We start from the raw sequence: 18,306 nt of genomic DNA on the forward strand, positions 1-18,306 counted from the left end.
TAGGATCGTCCCATGGGGCGCCCCAACGACGAGGTCGCCGAGCTCTTCCAGGAGTTCGCCGACCTGCTCTCGATCACCGGTGAGGCGGCGTACAAGGTGCGCGCCTACGAGAAGGCCGCCCGGTCCATCGCCGGCTACGCCGAGGACGTCTCGACGCTCGACCTCAAGGGGCTGCGGCGGATCCCCAACGTCGGCGAGGCGATCGCCAAGAAGATCCTCGACCACCGCGAGACCGGCACGATTCGCCAGCTCGAGGCCGTCCGGGCCAAGATCCCGGCCGGTGTTCGGGCGCTCACCGCGATCCCCACGCTCGGGCCCAAGAAGGCGCTCGTGCTGTACGAAGAACTCGGCATCTCCTCCGTCGACGAGCTCGCTGAGGCGATTCCCGCCGGGCGGCTGGAGGGGCTCAAGGGGTTCGGCGCCAAGACCGAGGAGAACATCCTCCACGGCATCGAGCTGATGAAGCGCGCCGGCGACCGCGTACTGATCGACGTGGCGATGGAGGTGGCCGAGGAGGTCGTCGCCGCGCTGTCGCCGCTCGCGGAGCGCTGTGAGTACGCCGGTTCGCTACGGCGGTCGCGGGAGACCATCGGCGACGTCGACGTCCTCGCCGCCGCGGCCGACTCCGCTCCGCTCATGGAGGCGTTCGCCGCCCTCCCGCTCGTCTCCGAGGTGATCGCGCGCGGCGACACCAAGACCTCCATCCGTACGACCAAGGGGCTCCAGGTCGACCTGCGCGTCGTCCCGGCCGAGTCCTGGGGCGCGGCCCTGCAGTACTTCACCGGCTCCAAGGCGCACAACGTCCGCACCCGCGAGATCGCCGTACGCGCCGGGCTGAAGCTGTCGGAGTACGGCCTGTTCGACGTGGAGAGCGGCGAGCTCGTCGTGTCCGCGACCGAGGAGGAGGTCTACGAGCGCCTCGGGCTGCCGTGGGTGCCGCCGACGCTGCGGGAGGACGGCGGCGAGATCGACGCCGCGCTCAAGGGCACGTTGCCGCGCCTGGTCCAGCTCGCCGACCTGCGCGGTGACCTGCACAGTCACACCGACCTGACCGACGGCATCGCCCCGCTGGAGGAGATGGTCGCCGCCGCGGCGGCCCAGGGGTGGGAGTACTTCGCCATCACCGACCACGCGCCGAACCTGTTCATGCAGCGCATGACCGACGAGAAGATGCTCGCCCAGCGGGAGGCCGTGCACGCGCTGGGGGAGCGCCATCCGGACCTGACGCTGCTGCACGGCACCGAGCTGAACATCGACGCCGACGGCGAGGTCGACTGGCCGGAGGAGTTCCTGTCCGGCTTCGACATCTGCGTGGCGTCGGTGCACTCGCTGTTCACCCAGGACCGAGAGACGATGACCCGCCGGATCGTCCGCGCCGTCGAGAACCCCGGCGTCCACGTCCTCGGACACCCCACCGCCCGCCTGATCGGCCGCCGCGAGCCCGTCGACTGCGACTGGGACGCGGTGTTCAAGTCCTGCGCCCGCCACCACACGGTCGTGGAGATCGACGCGTTCCCCGACCGGCTCGACCTGCCCGCCGACCTGATCCGCCGCGCCCTGCGGCACGGGGTGAAGTTCTCCATCGACAGCGACGCCCACGCGACCGGGCACTTCGCCAACCTGCGGTACGGCGTCGGCACGGCGCAGCGCGGCTGGCTGACGCCGGACGACGTCGTCAACACGTGGCCGCTGGAGCGGCTCCGCGACTACCTCGGCACCGGCTGAGCCGGGGCCGCGAAGGCGCGCTTGAAGTCCGGGCACTCCACGAGCGTCTCGTGGGCGCAGGCGGCGGCGTGCCGTAGGCCGTCGCGCATCCGGGTCAGCCGGGCGATGTCCTCCTCCAGCTCCCGCGCCTTGACGGCCATCCGGGCGCGCAGGTCGGTGTCGCCCGGAGTGGCCACGAGGAACCGGCCGATCTCCGCGACGGTGAAGCCCGCGGTGCGGGCGCAGGAGATCAGCGCGAGGCGGTCGAGCACGTCGGGCCGGTACGTGCGCCGCAGGCCGTTGCGGCCCGCCGGGGCGATCAGGCCCTTCTTCTCGTAGAACCGCAGCGCCGACGGCGCGAGGCCGGAACGCCCGGCCACCTCGGCGATGTCCAGCAGCGCCTCCGTCATTCCGCCTCCTTGACTTGAATCGCGCTTCAAGTCGCAGACTACCCGCCATGAAGATCCATCACCTCAACTGCGGCTCGGTCCGGACGATCGAGGCCACCTACGACGGCCCGCCGCCGGCGCACGCCGTCAACCACTGCCTGCTGGTCGAGACCGACGCCGACGGCCTGGTCCTGGTCGAGACCGGCCTCGGCCTCGGCGACGTACGCGACCCGGACGCGACTCTCGGCGCGGACTGGGTCACCATGGCCAAGCCCGTGCTGGACGAGGAGGAGACCGCCGTACGTCAGATCGCCCGGCTGGGCCACTCACCCGGCGACGTACGGCACGTCATCGTGACCCACCTCGACGTGGACCACTGCGGCGGTCTGCCGGACTTCCCCGACGCCCGCGTGCACGTGCTCGCCGCGGAGCTGGAGGCGGCGGTCGCCGAGGCGCCCAGCTTCCGCTACCGCCCGGCCCACTGGGCCCACGGCCCGCACTGGGCGACGTACACGCCCGAGGGCGACGACTGGTTCGGGTTCACCTCGGTCCAGCCGGACGGACTGCCCCCGGAGATCCGGCTCGTGCCGCTCGGCGGCCACACCGCCGGTCACACCGGAGTCGCCGTCCACGACGGGGACCGCTGGCTGCTGCACTGCGGCGACGCGTACTACTACCACCGGGAGCTGAGCGCCGACCCGCACCCGCACCCGGTGCTGGACCTCGTGCAGACCACCTCGGAGGTCCACCACGACCTGCGGCTGGGCACGCAGGCGCGGCTACGCGAGCTGGTCCGTGACCACGGCGATCAGGTGTCGGTGTTCAGCGCGCACGACCCGTGGGAGCTGGATCGCCTTCGGGGCTGACCTGGAGCCGGGGCTCCGGCCCGCTCTCCCGCACGGCGCGCGGCGTCGTCGCGGGCACGGGACCCCGCTCGCGCAGGGCGAAGGCGACCCGCAGGGTGGCGATCCACACCAGCGCCGAGCCGAGCACGTGCAGGACGACGAGCGGGCCGGGCACGCCGGTGAAGTACTGGACATAGCCGATGACGCCTTGGGCCAGCTCGACCACGAGCAACTCCAGCGCGCATCGCTGGGCGCGGCGTGGCGCGTTCGTCAGCCGCAGCCCGAGCAGCAGCGCGAACGTCAGGCCGACCGTGGCCCAGACGACATCGGCGTGCAGCTGCGCGACCTGCTCGATCCGGAACCCGAAGCGCGGCGCCTTCGCGTCGCCGGCGTGCGGCCCGGTGCCGGTCACGACGGTGCCCGCCACCAGCAGCACGACGACCACGCCGATCAGCGCGCGGGCGAGCCAGACCAGCTCCGCGCGTACGAGCCGGTGGGCGGGCGCGTCGCCCTCGCTCGCGCGGATCCACAGCGCGGTCGCCGCGGCCAGCAGGGCGGGGGAGAGCAGGAAGTGCGCGGTGACCGCGGCCGGGTTGAGGTCGGTGAGCACGACGATGCCGCCGACCACGGCCTGGGCGACGACGCTGAGTGGCTGGACCGCGGCGAGCCGTACGAGGTCGCGCCGCCGGGGCGACAGGCGCACCGCCGCCACGAAGACCGCCACGCCGACGGCCAGCACCATGAAGGTCAGCAGCCGGTTGCCGAACTCGATCGCCATGTTGACGGCGGCGTGCTCGGGGGAGTGGGACGGCACGAGACTGTCGCCGGTGCACTTGGGCCAGGTGGGGCACCCGAGGCCGGACCCGCTGACGCGTACGGCCGCGCCAGTGGACATGATGACGGCGTTACCGGCCACCCCGGCGAGGGCGAGCCACCGCATCGAGGCGGACGTGGGACGCCACACGGCATCGACGAGCCGGGTCACGGGATTGTCGGATCGCACGCCCCTCATCGTATGAGTGCCGCGTGGTGACCCGGATCCGGGTCACCACGGACGGCCGGACTCAGCCGAGCAGACGCACCGGATCGAACGAGAACGGGAACGGCTCCTCGATCTTGAGCTGCGCACTCGCAGTGGCCGAGGCGGTGACGTGGTACCTGCCGTCATCCCCCAGAGCACGGACGACGATCGACGGCTCGGGCTCCAGATCGATCAACCAGTACTGCGGGATGCCCGCCCGCGCGTACTCGAAGACCTTGTCGACGCGATCGTGCTGCTCGCTGCCGCTCCTCGGCGAAACGATCTCCACGACCAGAAGCACGTCCAACGCGTCGTAGGCACGCGCCCGGCGGGCCCGAGCCGCTCTCGCGGCTTCCCCTTCGACGACCACGACGTCCGGCACGCGGATCGATGGTCCGGTGTCGACGTCGAGCGGGCCATTGACGTAGACGTCGGCGTCCACATCGTCGGCGGCGTCTTCCAGCGCACGTCCCAGGATCTTTGCCGCATGGTCGTGGAAGGTGCTCGGCCAGGGAGCCACGAGAATCCACCCGTTCACGAGTTCACGGCGCACCCCCTCGTCGGGTAGTGCATCCAGGTCATCGATGGTGTAGGGCCCGTAGGGCCAGTCCGGTGCGCCGGTCATCGGTGTCCTCGCGGAAGACGTGAGCGGAGAAGCCGTCGTCATGCCTGGCATGCCAATCGTCCTCTCAAGTGTGTCACGTCATCGCGAAATACCCTTGGTGCACACCCACCGTACATGGACGGTGACAGAACGTCTCACGCGTGTGGATATCAGGCCTCGGGGGCTTCGGGTGGGGACTGCTGGAAGCGGGTGGCGCCGACGCAGGCGGTGATGACCAGGCCGATGGCCAGCCATTCGCGCCAGTACAGCATCTCGCCCAGGAACACCAGCCCCACCACTGCCGCCACTGCCGGTTCGATGCTCATCAGGATGCCGAACAGGCGTGCCGACATGCGCCGCAGCGCCTCCAGCTCCAGCGTGTAGGGGATGACCGACGACAGCAGGCCGACGCCGGCGGCGACGAGGAGCAGTTCGGGGTCCAGCAGCTTGGTGCCGGCGGTGCCGACGCCGACGGGCAGCATGACGGCCGCGCCGACGATGCTCGCCACCGCCAGCCCGGACGAGCCGGCGAACCGCCGCCCCGTCGCACCGCTCAGCAGGATGTAAAAGGCCCAGCCGGCCGCCGCCAGCAGCGCGAACGCCACTCCGGTGAGCGTCACGTCGCCGTTGCCGCGGGCCAGCAGGGTCACCCCACCGAGGGCCAGCAGCGCCCACAGCAGGTCGAGCCGCCGCCGCGACGCGAGGATGGACACCGACAGGGGGCCGAGGAACTCCACGGTCACCGCGATGCCCAGCGGCAGCCGCGCCAGGGCCTGGTAGAAACAGGCGTTCATCCCGGCCAGCGTCAGGCCGAACAGCGCGGCCACGCCGATGTCGCGCCAGGAGTGCAGGCGGCGCAGGTCGCGCAGGGACGACCGGTACGCCACACCGAGGACGACCGCCGAGGTCAACAGGCGCATCATCACGACGGCGTCAGGGGAGGACCGGGCGAACAGGTTCTTCGCCAGGCCCGCGCCGATCTGGACCGAGACGATGCCGAGCAGGATCAGCGCGGGCGGCGGCACCGAGCCGAGCGAGGGGCGCAGGGCCCCCGCCCGCGTGCGGAACCAACCCGCCCGGCCGTACGAGCCCTGGGCGTCAGCGAGCGCCATCGGTCACTCCCAGCGAAAGAAGCGCGCCGCCAGGGCGAGGCCGAGCACGGCCCATACCAGCAGGACGACCAGGTCACGTACGGGCAGGCCGGCGCCGTGCTGCAGGACCTGCCGCAGGCCGTCGGCGAGCGCGGAGATCGGAAGCAGTTCGAGGACCGAACGTAGCCCGCCGGAGAATTTTGTCAACGGGAATACCACCCCGCCGAGCACGAGCAGCAGCAGGTAGACGAGGTTCGCGGCGGCGAGAGTGGCCTCGGCGCGCAGAGTGCCCGCCATCAGGAGGCCGAAGCCGCTGAACGCCGCCGTACCGACCAGTACGAGCAGGACCGCGACGGCCGGGTCGCCGTGCGGGCTCCACCCGAGGGCGAGCGCGACCGCGCCGACGACCACGGTCTGGAGCAGCTCGACCAGCAGCACGGTCAGCGACTTGGCCGCGATCAGGCCGGTCCGCGGGAGCGGCGTGGCACCGAGGCGTTTCAGCACGCCGTAGCGGCGCTCGAAGCCGGTGCCGATCGCCTGGCCGGTGAACGCGGTGGACAGCACGGCCAGGGCCAGGACGCCGGGGGCGAGGAAGTCCACGCGGCGGCCCGGGCCGACGTCGAGGAGCGGCGCGGAGGCGAACAGCACCAGCAGCGCGACCGGAATGATCAGGGTGAGGAGGAGCTGCTCGCCGTTGCGCAGGAGGTTGCGCACCTCGTACGCGGTCTGGGCGCCGATCATGCGCGGCAGCGGCGCCGCCCCCGGCGACGGCGTGAAAACTGTGTTCATTGCTCGCTCTCACTCCTCACTCGCTTCGCGGACGACCTCGTGCCTCGGCCGTCCACTCCGCTCGCTGCGGAGTGCTCGCTCGTGGTCACGAACGCAGTTCCCGTCCGGTGAGTTCGAGGAAGACGTCTTCGAGGGTGCGGCGCTCGATGCGGAGGTCCTCGGTCATGACGCCGTGCGAGGCGCACCAGGCGGTCACCGAGGCGAGCAGCTCGGGCACGAGGTCGCCCTCGATGACGTAGTGGCCGGCCGGGGACTCCTTGGCCATGGTCGCCGGCGGGAGCGCGGACAGCAGCTCGTCCAGGCCGAGACCGGGCCGGGCGCGGAAGCGCAGCTGGCGTTCGGCCCCGGTCAGCTCCGGCGGCCTGCCGTCGGCGATCACCACGCCCCGGTCGACGATCACGACCTGGTCGGCGAGGCGCTCGGCCTCCTCCATGTGGTGCGTGGTGAGGATCACCGCGACGCCCGCGGCCTTCAGCTCCTCGACCAGCTCCCAGGTGGCGAGCCGGGCCTGGGGGTCCAGGCCGGCGGTGGGCTCGTCGAGGAAGACCAGCTCCGGGCGGCCGACCACGGCCGCCGCGAGGGCGAGGCGCTGCTGCTGCCCGCCGGACATGCGCCGGTACGCGGTGCGCGCCACACCGGTCAGGCCGAGGCGTTCGAGCAGCAGGGCGGGGTCGACGGGGTCGGCGTAGAAGCCGGCGACCAGGCGGAGGTACTCCCCGGCGCGGGCGCCGGTCGGCACCCCGCCGGACTGCAGCATGACGCCGACACGGGCGCGTAGTGCCTGGTCGCGAGGGTCGAGGCCGAGGACTCGCACGGTGCCGCCGTCGGCGCGCCGGTACCCCTCGCAGATCTCCACGGTGGTCGTCTTGCCCGCGCCGTTGGGGCCGAGCAGGGCGGTGACCTCGCCGCGCCGGGCGGTGAACGACAGCCCGTCGGCGGCGATGTTCGTGCCGTAGCGCTTGACCAGGCCGTTCACATCGACGGCGAGGGGTGTCATGGCACTGAGTGTAGGTGGGGCCGGTCGTCACCGAGTGATGACCCCCGAAGTGCGCGCTGAATATTGATTCAGCAGCCCGCATAGGGATACAGTGCTCGTGTATTCCTCGGGAGGTCAGATGCTGCGTGGGCGGAGCTACGTCAAAGAACTCGACGTCACGCCGGAAGAGTTCCGCTTCCTGCTGACGCTGTCGGCGGAGCTGAAGGCGGCCAAGCGTGAGGGCGCCGAGCGTCAGCGTCTCACGGGCCGCAACATCGCGCTGCTGTTCGAGAAGACCTCCACCCGCACGCGCTCGGCGTTCGAGGTGGCCGCCCACGACCAGGGCGCCCACACGACGTACCTCGACCCGGCGGGCTCCCAGATCGGCCACAAGGAGTCGGTCCGCGACACCGCGCGCGTGCTGGGCCGGATGTTCGACGGCATCCAGTACCGCGGGGCGCGCCAGGCCGACGTCGAGATCCTCGCCGAGCAGGCGGGCGTGCCCGTGTGGAACGGCCTGACCGACGAGTGGCACCCGACCCAGAGCCTGTGCGACGTCTTCACGATGACCGAGCACAGCGACAAGCCCCTGGGCGAGATCTCCTACGCCTACCTCGGCGACGCGCGCAACAACATGGGCGACTCCCTGCTCGTCACGGGCGCGCTGCTCGGCATGGACGTGCGCATCGTCGCGCCGCCCGGGCTGCTGCCGCCGGAGCCGGTCCAGGCCGCCGCGCGCGAGCTCGCCGCCCGCAGCGGCGCCCGCCTCACCCTCACCGCCGACGTCGCCGAGGGCGTGCGCGGCGTGGACTTCGTGCACACCGACGTCTGGGTGTCGATGGGAGAGCCGCGGGAGGTCTGGGGCGAGCGCATCGCGCTGCTGCGTCCGTACCGGGTCGACGAGTCCGTCCTGGAGGCGACCGGGAACCCCTCGGTGCGGTTCATGCACTGCCTGCCCGCGTTTCACGACCGGGAGACGACCATGGGCGAGGAGATCTACCAGGAGTTCGGCCTGGACGCCCTCGAGGTGACCGACGACGTGTTCGAGTCCAAGGCCTCGATCGTCTTCGACCAGGCGGAGAACCGCCTGCACACGATCAAGGCGATTCTGGTGGCCACGCTGGCGGACTGAGCCGTCGCCCCGTAGGGCGGGGCGACGACGTTTCGGTCCTCGTCGAATGGTTTCGGGGCCAGCCTGGGGACATGGTCCACGTCAACGTCCGGCCGCAGACGCCCTCCCGGCTCGCGCTGCCCGCCATCTGCCTCGGCTACTTCATGGTCATCCTCGACGCGACGGCGGTGAACCTCTCGCTGCCCGCGCTCGGCCGTGACCTCGGGGGAGGCGTCGGGGCGCTCCAGTGGGTGGTCGACGGCTACACGCTGACCTTCGCGGCGCTGCTGCTGACGGCCGGCTCGCTCGGCGACCGGTACGGCGCCCGGCGGGTGTTCTGCGGCGGGTTGGGGCTGTTCGTCGTCGCCTCGGCCGCCTGCGGGCTCGCTCCGGGAGCGGCGACCCTGGTCGCCGCCCGCCTGGTGCAGGGCGCCGCCGCGGCGGTGCTCGTGCCGTGCTCCCTGGCACTGGTGCGCGCCGCGTACGAGGATCCCGGGGCGCGGGCGCGCGCCGTGGGCGTCTGGGGCGGTGTGGCCGGCGTCGCGGCCGCCTCGGGCCCGGTGATCGGCGGGGTGCTCACCCAGGCGGTGAGCTGGCGGCTGGTCTTCTTCGTCAACGTGCCGATCGGCCTGGCCGCACTCCTGATGACCTGGCGGCACGTGCCCCCGGCGGGCGGCCACGGCCGCCCGGGGTTCGACCTGCCCGCCCAGGCGACCGTGATCGCCGCCCTCGGGGTGCTGACCTTCGCGCTCATCGAGGCCCGCACCGAGGGCTGGGCCGCCCCGTTCATCCTCGGCGGCTTCGCGGCCGCCGCCCTGCTCATCGCGGTCTTCATCGTCCTCGAGCACCGTTCGGCCGGTGCGATGCTGCCCCTGGGGCTGTTCCGCGACCGCGCGTTCGCCGGGGGCTCGGCGATCGGGCTGCTGATCAACCTGGGCTTCTACGGCCAGCTCTTCGTCATCAGCCTGTACTTCCAGAACACCCGCCACATGAGTCCGGTCGCCGCCGGTCTGGCGCTGCTGCCGGAGGGACTCGTGGTGTCACTGGCGTCCCTGCTGTCCGGGCGCGTGACGGACCGCGCGGGCACGCGGCCGACCATGCTGGCCGGCCTGTGCGCGGGCGCCGCCGGGCTCTTCGGGCTCATGGTCGCCGGGCCGCACGTCTCCTACGCGGTCCTCGTCGTCCCGCTCATGGCGGCGGGCTTCGGCATGGCCTTCACCATGCCCGCCGCGACGACGACCGTGGTCGAGGCCGCGCCCGCGGACCGGGCCGGAGTGGCCTCGGGAGCGATCAACACCGGCCGGCAGGTCGGCAGTACGATCGGCGTCGCCCTGGTCGGCACCCTCGCCGTCTCCACCGGGCTCCCCACCGCGATGGCCGTCGCGGCCGTCGCCTTCCTCCTCGGCGCCGTCCTGGCCGCGGTCGCCGTCCCCCGTACGGCGGGGAGGGCCGCGGGTTGAGCACGGCCGGCCGGGTCACCTCAGCCGGACCCGCCGACCTGTGCGGGGACGCCGAGATGGGCCGTGAGCCGCTCGAAGTTCGAGAACCCCTCCGGCGAGACCCCGTCGCCGATGTCGAACCAGACCGAGGGCGCGTGATCCCCGCCGATGCGGTGCGCGGTGACCATCGGCGCCGACAGGGCTCGATCGAGGCCGGTCGCCTGCAGGCCGCCGGGGCCGACCGCCATCCCGACCGGACCGGGCACGCCGACCCAGTGCGGGAGCGCGGTGACGTCGGCGGGTCCGGCGCCCCATTGGACGAACAGCGAGGTCAGTGAGAAGCCGCGGGCCAGGTCGTCGGCCAGCCCGCGGAGCAGTCCGGGGGAGGGGACCTCCTCGCCGGAGCGGTATCCGATGACGATGTGGGACGCCTCCTCCACTCCGCCCTGCACCCGGGAGACCAGCAGCGTCCCGATCGACGGCCGACCGGTCTCACCCGCCGGCCCGCCCACGAGCACGGCCCACGTGGGATCGGGAGCGCGGTCGCGGCACATCTCGGTGAGCCCGCCGGGGTTCCACGGCTGGGCCGCGGGCTCGGCGGTACCCCAGCCGCTCGGCGGCGCGCCGGTGAGTGACCGCCAGAGGTGCTCGACCGCGCCGCCCAGCTCGGTGTTGGGAGCGGGCGGCTGACAGACCCGCAGCGTCAGGATGAGATGCGCGCCGAGCGACGGCGGAGTCCGGGTGGGTTCCGCTGCGCGTCCAGCATCATCTCGTGATCACCCTCGATGTAGGCGTTGGGCGCCTCGACCACGCCGTTGAGGGAGTTGTGGGTGCGCTTGACGATGCGGGGCGGCGTCAGCTGATGATGCGTGACGAAGTCCGTGAGCGCCTTCGACACGATGCCGCTCTGGCAGTTCTGTGACCTTCCACCTCGGAGCCACGAACGAACCCCTCCGTATGCCATGTCCGTCAGCGGTCGCGCGTCAGGCGCCGATGGCGTCGACGGCCGCACGAGCCCGAGACTGCGCATGCTGCGCAGGGGAGTCGTTCTGCGTCATGGTGCGCTTCACCAGATCGATGATCTGCTGGGTCTGCGCCGCGGCGGCGAGCCACTTCTGCTCCTTGCCGCTGTAGGTGTCGGACACCCCGTCCGCGAGGAAGTCCGCGAGTGCGGCCCTCACGTCGGAGTCATGCGTGCCGATCAGCTGCTCTGACCGGCCGGTGATCGTTTGAAGGTTCCCCTGCGTCTCCGCTGATGCCCCCGAGTCCCAGCTGAGCCGGTCGTGCCCCATCGTGGTGTCTCCTTCAGCCCCGGAATTTCGCCCCGTCGAAACGCGTCCGGGGCGTACCGGGTTCCGCGGAAGCCGGCGGTCCCGCTCCGCGGGAATTCGGGAGTCCGCCGCTGAGCTGGACCGATGGGGAGGCCGGGGTGCGAGGGACCGCCCGGCCGGATGCGGCCATGGGTGTGCGGTGGAGGAGCCCCGCCCCGACCGGTGGAGAGCGGCTCGCCGTCGCCGAGCCGTACGGCGGGCGAAGCCGCAGGTGGAGTAAGGCTTGCCTAAGTGAGGTAGGTAACCCGGTTCCGTTTGTGCGGAGGGAAGGAATTAGGCCACACTGATGTTGTGAAAAACGTGACCGACACGAGGAGCAGTGCCCCGGCGTCCGCCGGCATGCCCGCGTTCGGTCCGAGCCATGCCGAGCGCACCACACGCGCGCGGGTGGCACGCCTGATTCTTGAACATGGTCCCATCAGCGCCTCGGCGCTCGGCCAGCGGCTCGGGCTCACGCCCGCGGCCGTGCGGCGTCACATCGACCACCTCCTCGCCGAGGAGATGATCGAGGTGCGCCGGAGCCGCCCGCACGCCTCACGAGGGCGCGGGCGTCCGGCGAAGCTGTTCGTCATCACCGACGCCGGCCGCAGCGCGTTCGAGCACGCCTATGACGACCTCGCCACGAGTGCTCTGCGGTTCATCGCCGAGCGGCTCGGTGACGAGGCCGTCGCCGAGTTCTCCCGTCGCCAGCTCGGTGATCTCGAGGCGCGTTACGGCGCGGCGATCCGCGCGGTGCCCCCGCAGCAGCGGGTGCGCGCGCTGGCCGAGGCGTTGTCCGCGGACGGTTATGCCGCCGCGGCCGGCACCGCGCCGGCCGGGGGGCAGCAGCTGTGCCAGCACCACTGCCCGGTCGCGCACGTCGCGGCCAGCTTCCCGCAGCTCTGTGAGGCCGAGACCGCCACGTTCGCGCGGCTGCTCGGCGTCCCGGTGCAGCGGCTGGCGACCATCGCCCACGGCGACGGGGTTTGCACGACTCACGTGACTTCGCGTGAGCTGACAGAGAAGAACGACGACAAGCAGGAGTCCGGAGGCGCCTCCGCATGACTACGGCAGCCCACCCTGAGCTCGAGGGGCTCGGAAGATACAAGTTCGGCTGGGCCGATTCGGATGCGGCCGGTGCGTCGGCCCGTCGCGGGTTGAACGAGGAGGTCGTCCGCGACATCTCGGCGAAGAAGAACGAGCCGGAGTGGATGCTCGACCTTCGTCTGAAGGGCCTGCGCCTGTTCGGTAAGAAGCCGATGCCGACGTGGGGCGCCGACCTCTCCGCCATCGACTTCGACAACATCAAGTACTTCGTCCGGTCGACGGAGAAGCAGGCCGCGTCGTGGGACGAGCTCCCCGCCGACATCAAGAACACCTACGACAAGCTCGGCATCCCCGAGGCCGAGAAGCAGCGCCTGATCGCGGGCGTCGCGGCTCAGTACGAGTCCGAGGTCGTGTACCACCAGATCCGCGAGGACCTGGAGAAGCAGGGTGTCATCTTCCTCGACACCGACACCGGCCTGCGCGAGCACCCGGAGATCTTCCAGGAGTACTTCGGCTCGGTGATCCCGGTCGGCGACAACAAGTTCGCCGCGCTCAACTCCGCGGTCTGGTCGGGCGGCTCGTTCATCTACGTGCCGCCGGGCGTGCACGTCGAGATCCCGCTGCAGGCCTACTTCCGGATCAACACCGAGAACATGGGTCAGTTCGAGCGGACGCTGATCATCGTCGACGAGGGGGCGTACGTCCACTACGTCGAGGGTTGCACCGCGCCGATCTACAAGTCCGACTCACTGCACTCCGCGGTCGTGGAGATCGTCGTGAAGAAGGACGCCCGCTGCCGTTACACGACCATCCAGAACTGGTCGAACAACGTCTACAACCTCGTGACCAAGCGCGCCGTCTGCTACGAGGGCGGCACGATGGAGTGGGTCGACGGCAACATCGGCTCCAAGGTCACGATGAAGTACCCGGCCGTCTACCTCATGGGCGAGTACGCCAAGGGCGAGACGCTGTCCATCGCCTTCGCCGGCGAGGGTCAGCACCAGGACGCCGGCGCCAAGATGGTGCACAACGCGCCGAACACCTCCTCGACCATCATCTCCAAGTCGGTGGCGCGCGGCGGCGGCCGTACGAGCTACCGCGGCCTGGTCCAGGTGCAGGAGGGCGCCGAGCACTCCAAGTCGACGGTCAAGTGCGACGCGCTGCTGGTCGACCAGATCAGCCGCTCCGACACCTACCCCTACGTCGACGTCCGCGAGGACGACGTCGAGATGGGCCACGAGGCGACCGTCTCCAAGGTCTCTGAGGACCAGCTGTTCTACCTCATGAGCCGCGGGCTCACCGAGGACGAGGCCATGGCGATGATCGTGCGCGGCTTCGTCGAGCCGATCGCGCGTGAGCTGCCGATGGAGTACGCCCTCGAGCTCAACCGCCTCATCGAGCTGCAGATGGAAGGAGCCGTCGGCTGATGGGTGTGGAGACCCGGCCCCTGTCGACGCTGCATGAGCGCACGTCGTACGACGTCGCCGACTTCCCGGTGCCGACCGGGCGCGAGGAGGAGTGGCGGTTCACCCCGCTGCGCCGCCTGCGCGACCTGCACAAGGGCGCGGAGGCCGACGGCAAGGTCGTCGTCGACGTCGACGCCGCGCCCGAGGTGAAGGTCGAGACCGTCGGCCGTACGGACGAGCGGGTCGGCAAGGCCTACGTCCCGGCCGACCGGGTGAGCGCCCAGGCGTACGCCTCGTTCGCCCAGGCGACCCTGATCACGGTGCCGAAGGAGGTCGTGGCGACCAGCCCGACCGTCGTGACGCTGCGCGGCGAGGGTGGTGTGGCCTACGGCCACACGACCGTCGTCCTGGAGCCGTTCGCGCAGGCCACCGTCGTGCTCGACCACATCGGCACGGCCACCTACGCCGACAACGTCGAGTTCGTGGTGGGCGACGGCGCCTCGCTGTCGGTCTTCAGCCTGCAGAACTGGGCCGACGACGCCGTGCACCTGTCCCACCAGCACGCGCGGCTCGGCCGGGACGCGAAGTTCACGAGCTTCACGGTCAGCCTCGGCGGTGACGTGGTCCGCATCGCCCCGTCCGTGGCCTATGACGCCCCGGGCGGCGACGCGGAGCTGTACGGCGTCTACTTCGTGGACAAGGACCAGCACATCGAGCACCGGCTGCTCGTCGACCACACCACGCCGAACTGCCGCAGCCGCGTCGACTACCGCGGCGCGCTGCAGGACGAGGGCGCCCACACCGTCTGGATCGGCGACGTCATCATCCGGGCGGAGGCCGAGGGCACCGACACGTACGAGCTCAACCGCAACCTCGTGCTGACCGACGGCACGCGGGTCGACTCGGTGCCGAACCTGGAGATCCTCACCGGCGAGGTCGCCGGCGCGGGGCACGCCTCGGCGTCCGGCCGCCTCGACGACCAGCACCTGTTCTACCTCCAGGCGCGCGGCATCCCCCACGACGTGGCGCGGCGCATGGTCGTCCGCGGCTTCCTCGGCCAGCTCGTCGACAAGATCACCGTGCCCGATATTCAGGAGCAGGTCCGTACGGCCATCGACAAGGAGCTCGACCGGGGAGGAGCGAGCGGAGCGGCCGGCGCCGCGAAGCAAGCCGTCCGCGGAGCGAGTGACGAGCCGGGCGCGACCATCGAACAGGAGCTGGATCGATGAGTTTCGTGCGCGCCTGTGCGCTGGCCGAGGTCCCTGACCAGGGTGCGCTGGCGGTGGAGATCGACGACACCCCGGTGGCGGTCGTGCGCATCGGCCAGGAGGTCTTCGCGCTGCACGACGTCTGTTCCCACGCCGAGGTCGCGCTCAGCGAGGGCGAGGTGTACGACCACACCATCGAGTGCTGGCTGCACGGCTCGTGCTTCGACGTGCGCAGCGGCAAGCCCACCAATCCGCCGGCCACGCAGCCGGTTTCCACGTACCGAGTGAAGATCGAGGGCGACGACGTGTACGTCTCGCTCAAGGAGTCCTGAGACATATGGCCACGCTTGAGATTCGCGACCTGCACGTCGCCGTCGAGGACAAGGAGATCCTGCGGGGCGTCAACCTGACCGTACGGGCGGGCGAGACCCACGCGATCATGGGGCCGAACGGCTCCGGCAAGTCCACCCTCGCCTACGCCATCGCGGGTCACCCCAAGTACGACGTCACCGGCGGCGAGGTCCTCCTCGACGGCGAGAACGTGCTGGACATGACCGTCGACGAGCGCGCCCGCGCCGGGGTGTTCCTCGCCATGCAGTACCCCGTCGAGGTGCCCGGCGTGTCGGTGTCGAACTTCCTGCGCACGGCGGTCACCGCCGTACGCGGCGAGGCGCCGAAGCTGCGCGACTTCTCCAAGGAGATGCGCGGCGCGATGGCGGAGCTGCAGATCGACCCGGCGTTCGCCCAGCGCAACCTCAACGAGGGCTTCTCCGGCGGTGAGAAGAAGCGCCACGAGATCCTCCAGCTCGAGATGCTGAAGCCCAAGGTCGCGGTGCTGGACGAGACCGACTCCGGACTCGACATCGACGCGCTCAAGGTCGTCTCCGAGGGCGTCAACCGCTTCCGCGAGGGCGGCGAGACCGGCGTCCTGCTGATCACGCACTACACGCGGATCCTGCGTTACGTGAAGCCCGACTTCGTGCACGTCTTCGCGAGCGGGCGCGTGGTCGAGGAGGGCGGCCCGGAGCTGGCCGAGCTGCTCGAGAGCGAGGGCTACGAGAAGTTCACGAAGGCGGGCGCGTCAGCGTGAGCATCGACGTGGGGCGGGTCCGCAAGGACTTCCCGATCCTGACGCGCAGTGTCCGCGACGGACGTCCGCTCGTCTACCTCGACAGCGCCAACACCTCGCAGAAGCCGCTGCAGGTCATCGACGCGATCGAGGAGTACTACTCCCGGCACAACGCCAATATCCACCGGGCGACGCACCAGCTCGGGGAGGAGGCGACCGAGGCGTACGAGGGCGCGCGGCTGAAGGTCGCCGGCTTCATCGGCGCGGCGGACGAGTCCGAGGTGGTGTTCACCAAGAACATCTCCGAGGGCATCAACCTCGTCGCGTACGCCATGGGCAACGCGGCGACGTCCGGCCCGGAGGCCGAGCGGTTCCGCGTCGGTCCGGGCGACGAGATCGTCATCACCGAGATGGAGCACCACTCCAACATCGTGCCGTGGCAGCTGCTCGCGCAGCGCACCGGCGCGACGCTCCGCTGGTTCGGCGTGACCGACGACGGCCGTCTCGACCTGACCGACGTGGACGAGCTGATCAACGAGCGCACCAAGATCGTCTCGGTGGCGCACCAGTCGAACGTCCTCGGCACCGTCAACCCGGTGCGCGAGATCGCCGCCAAGGCCCACGCCGTCGGCGCGCTCGTGCTGGTCGACGGGGCGCAGGCGGTGCCGCAGATGCCGGTGGACGTGGCCGAGCTGGGCGCCGACTTCTACGGCTTCACCGCGCACAAGCTGTGCGGCCCGACCGGCATCGGCGTGCTGTGGGGGCGCCGGGAGCTGCTGGAGACCCTTCCGCCGTTCCTCGGCGGCGGTGAGATGATCGAGACCGTCGCGATGGAACGCTCGACGTACGCGCCGCCGCCGCACAAGTTCGAGGCCGGCACGATGCCGATCGCCGAGGCCGCCGGGCTGTCCGCCGCGATCGACTACCTGCGCGGGATCGGGCTGGAGGAGATCCACGCGTACGAGCACGAGCTGCTGGCGTACGCCCTGGACCGGCTCCGCGAGGTCGAGGGGCTGCGGCTGCTCGGCCCCGCCGAGGCCGAGGACCGCGGCGGCGCCCTGTCGTTCACCCTCCAGGGTCTCGACGGCCGGGAGATCCACCCGCACGACGTGAGCCAGGTGCTCGACGCCCACGGCGTGGCCGTGCGCGCCGGTCACCACTGCGCGCGTCCGCTGCACCGCAGGTTCGGCCTGACCGCCAGCACCCGTGCGTCGTTGTACTTCTACAACACGCGCGACGAGGTCGACGCCCTGGCCGACGGACTCCGGCAGACGCAGAAATTCTTCAGCGCCGCCTGACGTTGATCTGTTCGGTCGCAGGGAAGGAAGAGGCATGCAGCTCGAGTCGATGTACCAGGAGATCATCCTGGACCACTACCGGAACCCTCACCACAAGGGTCTCCGGGATCCCTACGACGCCGAGGTGCATCACGTCAATCCGACCTGCGGTGACGAGGTGACGCTGCGCGTCCGGCTCGACGGCGACGACGTCGCCGACGTCTCCTATGACGCGATGGGCTGTTCGATCAGCCAGGCCAGCGCGTCGGTGATGGCCGATCTGATCATCGGCAGACCGGTCAAGGAGGCGATGAACACCGGTGACGAGTTCCTGAAGCTGATGCAGTCCAAGGGGCAGGTCGACCCCGACGAGGACGTCCTGGAGGACGCCGTCGCCTTCTCCGGGGTGTCGAAGTATCCCGCTCGTATCAAGTGCGCCCTGCTCGCCTGGATGGCGTGGAAGGACGCGACCGCGAAAGCCATGGAGGCCCAGGCGTGATCCGGTGCGCCCGGTCGCTCATCCGACGAAGGAGGACCCATGTCCGAGACGAAGATCGCTGAGGACGAGGTCCTCGAGGCCATGCGCGACGTGGTCGACCCCGAGCTCGGCATCAATGTCGTCGACCTCGGGCTGGTGTACGGCGTCGGCATCGGCGACGACAACGTCGTCACGCTCGACATGACCCTCACCAGCGCGGCCTGCCCGCTGACCGACGTGATCGAGGACCAGACGAACAGCGCCCTGGAGGGCATGGCGGAGAAGGTCACCATCAACTGGGTGTGGCTGCCGCCGTGGGGCCCGGACAAGATCACCGAGGACGGCCGCGAACAGCTGCGCGCCCTCGGCTTCAACGTCTGACGTGCTGGCCCAGGGGGGTGACCCCCTGGAACTCCCTTCGGTTCTAGGGGTCGTCGCAACACCGGTTGATCAACTGGTTGGTGTCAGGAGTTTAGTGAGGCGCTCGGCTGGGGTTTCCCAGCCGAGCGTTTTGCGTGGTCTGGAGTTGAGTTCGGCGGCGA

21 protein-coding genes are annotated in these 18,306 nt (G+C 70.7%); 12 read left to right on the top strand and 9 right to left on the bottom strand.

All coding sequences use genetic code 11. The features are described from left to right. The first annotated feature begins 12 nt into the window (after positions 1 to 12). Complete coding sequence (gene polX, locus QSK37_RS49840) at positions 13 to 1,725, top strand: DNA polymerase/3'-5' exonuclease PolX (RefSeq protein ID WP_285636680.1); 1,713 nt, start codon at positions 13 to 15, stop codon at positions 1,723 to 1,725. Here polX and QSK37_RS49845 read toward each other — a convergent pair. Further along, positions 1,707 to 2,114 (bottom strand): MerR family transcriptional regulator, encoded by a 408-nt coding sequence (locus tag QSK37_RS49845; protein WP_285636683.1) that lies wholly within the window; start codon positions 2,112 to 2,114, stop codon positions 1,707 to 1,709. The genes polX and QSK37_RS49845 overlap by 19 nt on opposite strands. Before the next feature lie 47 nt (positions 2,115 to 2,161). Here QSK37_RS49845 and QSK37_RS49850 point away from each other — a divergent pair, with 47 nt between their 5' ends. Next, entirely contained in the window at positions 2,162 to 2,959 is a 798-nt protein-coding gene (locus tag QSK37_RS49850) for an MBL fold metallo-hydrolase (protein WP_285636686.1), read from the top strand. Here the strand turns inward: QSK37_RS49850 and QSK37_RS49855 are convergent. The 5 genes from QSK37_RS49855 to QSK37_RS49875 all read right to left on the bottom strand — a co-directional run bounded on the left by QSK37_RS49855 (position 2,916) and on the right by QSK37_RS49875 (position 7,440). After that, complete coding sequence (locus QSK37_RS49855; RefSeq protein WP_432705686.1) at positions 2,916 to 3,941, bottom strand: COX15/CtaA family protein; 1,026 nt, start codon at positions 3,939 to 3,941, stop codon at positions 2,916 to 2,918. The genes QSK37_RS49850 and QSK37_RS49855 overlap by 44 nt on opposite strands. Before the next feature lie 61 nt (positions 3,942 to 4,002). After that, positions 4,003 to 4,584 carry a Uma2 family endonuclease gene (locus tag QSK37_RS49860; protein ID WP_285636692.1) on the bottom strand — a complete coding sequence of 194 codons (582 nt, stop codon included), beginning with the start codon at positions 4,582 to 4,584 and terminating at the stop codon, positions 4,003 to 4,005. Positions 4,585 to 4,733: 149 nt separating this feature from the next. Continuing rightward, positions 4,734 to 5,675 (bottom strand): EamA family transporter, encoded by a 942-nt coding sequence (locus tag QSK37_RS49865; protein ID WP_285584140.1) that lies wholly within the window; start codon positions 5,673 to 5,675, stop codon positions 4,734 to 4,736. Between the two features lie 3 nt (positions 5,676 to 5,678). Further along, complete coding sequence (locus QSK37_RS49870) at positions 5,679 to 6,443, bottom strand: ABC transporter permease (protein ID WP_285636695.1); 765 nt, start codon at positions 6,441 to 6,443, stop codon at positions 5,679 to 5,681. A gap of 85 nt (positions 6,444 to 6,528) precedes the next feature. Further along, the gene (locus QSK37_RS49875; protein WP_285584141.1) at positions 6,529 to 7,440 is read right to left on the bottom strand and encodes an ABC transporter ATP-binding protein; all 912 of its coding nucleotides are present in this window, start codon (positions 7,438 to 7,440) and stop codon (positions 6,529 to 6,531) included. Positions 7,441 to 7,558: 118 nt separating this feature from the next. Here QSK37_RS49875 and argF point away from each other — a divergent pair, with 118 nt between their 5' ends. Then, positions 7,559 to 8,551 (top strand): ornithine carbamoyltransferase, encoded by a 993-nt coding sequence (gene argF / locus QSK37_RS49880; protein WP_285636698.1) that lies wholly within the window; start codon positions 7,559 to 7,561, stop codon positions 8,549 to 8,551. Positions 8,552 to 8,622: 71 nt separating this feature from the next. After that, positions 8,623 to 9,990: an MFS transporter gene (locus QSK37_RS49885; protein ID WP_285636701.1), complete on the top strand. Its 1,368-nt coding sequence runs from the start codon at positions 8,623 to 8,625 to the stop codon at positions 9,988 to 9,990. A gap of 20 nt (positions 9,991 to 10,010) precedes the next feature. Here the strand turns inward: QSK37_RS49885 and QSK37_RS49890 are convergent, their stop codons facing one another. From QSK37_RS49890 to QSK37_RS49900, 3 genes are read right to left on the bottom strand one after another with little or no spacing between them, the layout of a single operon-like run. Beyond that, positions 10,011 to 10,679 carry a DUF6177 family protein gene (locus tag QSK37_RS49890; protein WP_349498059.1) on the bottom strand — a complete coding sequence of 223 codons (669 nt, stop codon included), beginning with the start codon at positions 10,677 to 10,679 and terminating at the stop codon, positions 10,011 to 10,013. Beyond that, a complete protein-coding gene (locus QSK37_RS49895) occupies positions 10,673 to 10,999 on the bottom strand; it encodes a DUF6507 family protein (protein ID WP_349498058.1) in 327 nt (108 codons plus the stop codon). The genes QSK37_RS49890 and QSK37_RS49895 overlap by 7 nt, the downstream gene beginning before the upstream one ends. Continuing rightward, the gene (locus QSK37_RS49900) at positions 10,953 to 11,261 is read right to left on the bottom strand and encodes a pore-forming ESAT-6 family protein (protein ID WP_285636707.1); all 309 of its coding nucleotides are present in this window, start codon (positions 11,259 to 11,261) and stop codon (positions 10,953 to 10,955) included. The genes QSK37_RS49895 and QSK37_RS49900 overlap by 47 nt, the downstream gene beginning before the upstream one ends. A gap of 378 nt (positions 11,262 to 11,639) precedes the next feature. On the opposite strand from QSK37_RS49900, the gene QSK37_RS49905 reads away from it, so the two are divergent. Genes QSK37_RS49905 through QSK37_RS49940 form a run of 8 tightly spaced genes read left to right on the top strand, consistent with a single transcriptional unit; the run spans position 11,640 to position 18,145 of the window. Further along, the gene (locus tag QSK37_RS49905; protein WP_285636718.1) at positions 11,640 to 12,344 is read left to right on the top strand and encodes a helix-turn-helix transcriptional regulator; all 705 of its coding nucleotides are present in this window, start codon (positions 11,640 to 11,642) and stop codon (positions 12,342 to 12,344) included. Next, entirely contained in the window at positions 12,341 to 13,753 is a 1,413-nt protein-coding gene (sufB, locus tag QSK37_RS49910) for a Fe-S cluster assembly protein SufB (protein ID WP_285584160.1), read from the top strand. The genes QSK37_RS49905 and sufB overlap by 4 nt, the downstream gene beginning before the upstream one ends. Next, positions 13,753 to 14,961, top strand: coding sequence for a Fe-S cluster assembly protein SufD (gene sufD / locus QSK37_RS49915; protein ID WP_285636710.1), 1,209 nt, complete (start codon positions 13,753 to 13,755; stop codon positions 14,959 to 14,961). The genes sufB and sufD overlap by 1 nt, the downstream gene beginning before the upstream one ends. Continuing rightward, entirely contained in the window at positions 14,958 to 15,272 is a 315-nt protein-coding gene (locus QSK37_RS49920) for a non-heme iron oxygenase ferredoxin subunit (protein ID WP_285636712.1), read from the top strand. Before sufD ends, QSK37_RS49920 begins: the two co-directional genes overlap by 4 nt. A 5-nt stretch (positions 15,273 to 15,277) precedes the next feature. After that, complete coding sequence (sufC, locus tag QSK37_RS49925; RefSeq protein ID WP_285584164.1) at positions 15,278 to 16,030, top strand: Fe-S cluster assembly ATPase SufC; 753 nt, start codon at positions 15,278 to 15,280, stop codon at positions 16,028 to 16,030. Positions 16,031 to 16,032: 2 nt separating this feature from the next. After that, positions 16,033 to 17,307, top strand: coding sequence for a cysteine desulfurase (locus QSK37_RS49930; protein WP_285636720.1), 1,275 nt, complete (start codon positions 16,033 to 16,035; stop codon positions 17,305 to 17,307). Between the two features lie 34 nt (positions 17,308 to 17,341). Continuing rightward, positions 17,342 to 17,785, top strand: coding sequence for a Fe-S cluster assembly sulfur transfer protein SufU (sufU, locus tag QSK37_RS49935; RefSeq protein ID WP_285584165.1), 444 nt, complete (start codon positions 17,342 to 17,344; stop codon positions 17,783 to 17,785). Positions 17,786 to 17,824: 39 nt separating this feature from the next. Further along, entirely contained in the window at positions 17,825 to 18,145 is a 321-nt protein-coding gene (locus QSK37_RS49940) for a metal-sulfur cluster assembly factor (RefSeq protein ID WP_285584167.1), read from the top strand. The last annotated feature ends 161 nt before the right edge of the window (positions 18,146 to 18,306 follow it).

Source organism: Actinoallomurus iriomotensis (assembly GCF_030269445.1).
GTDB lineage: Bacteria > Actinomycetota > Actinomycetes > Streptosporangiales > Streptosporangiaceae > Actinoallomurus > Actinoallomurus iriomotensis.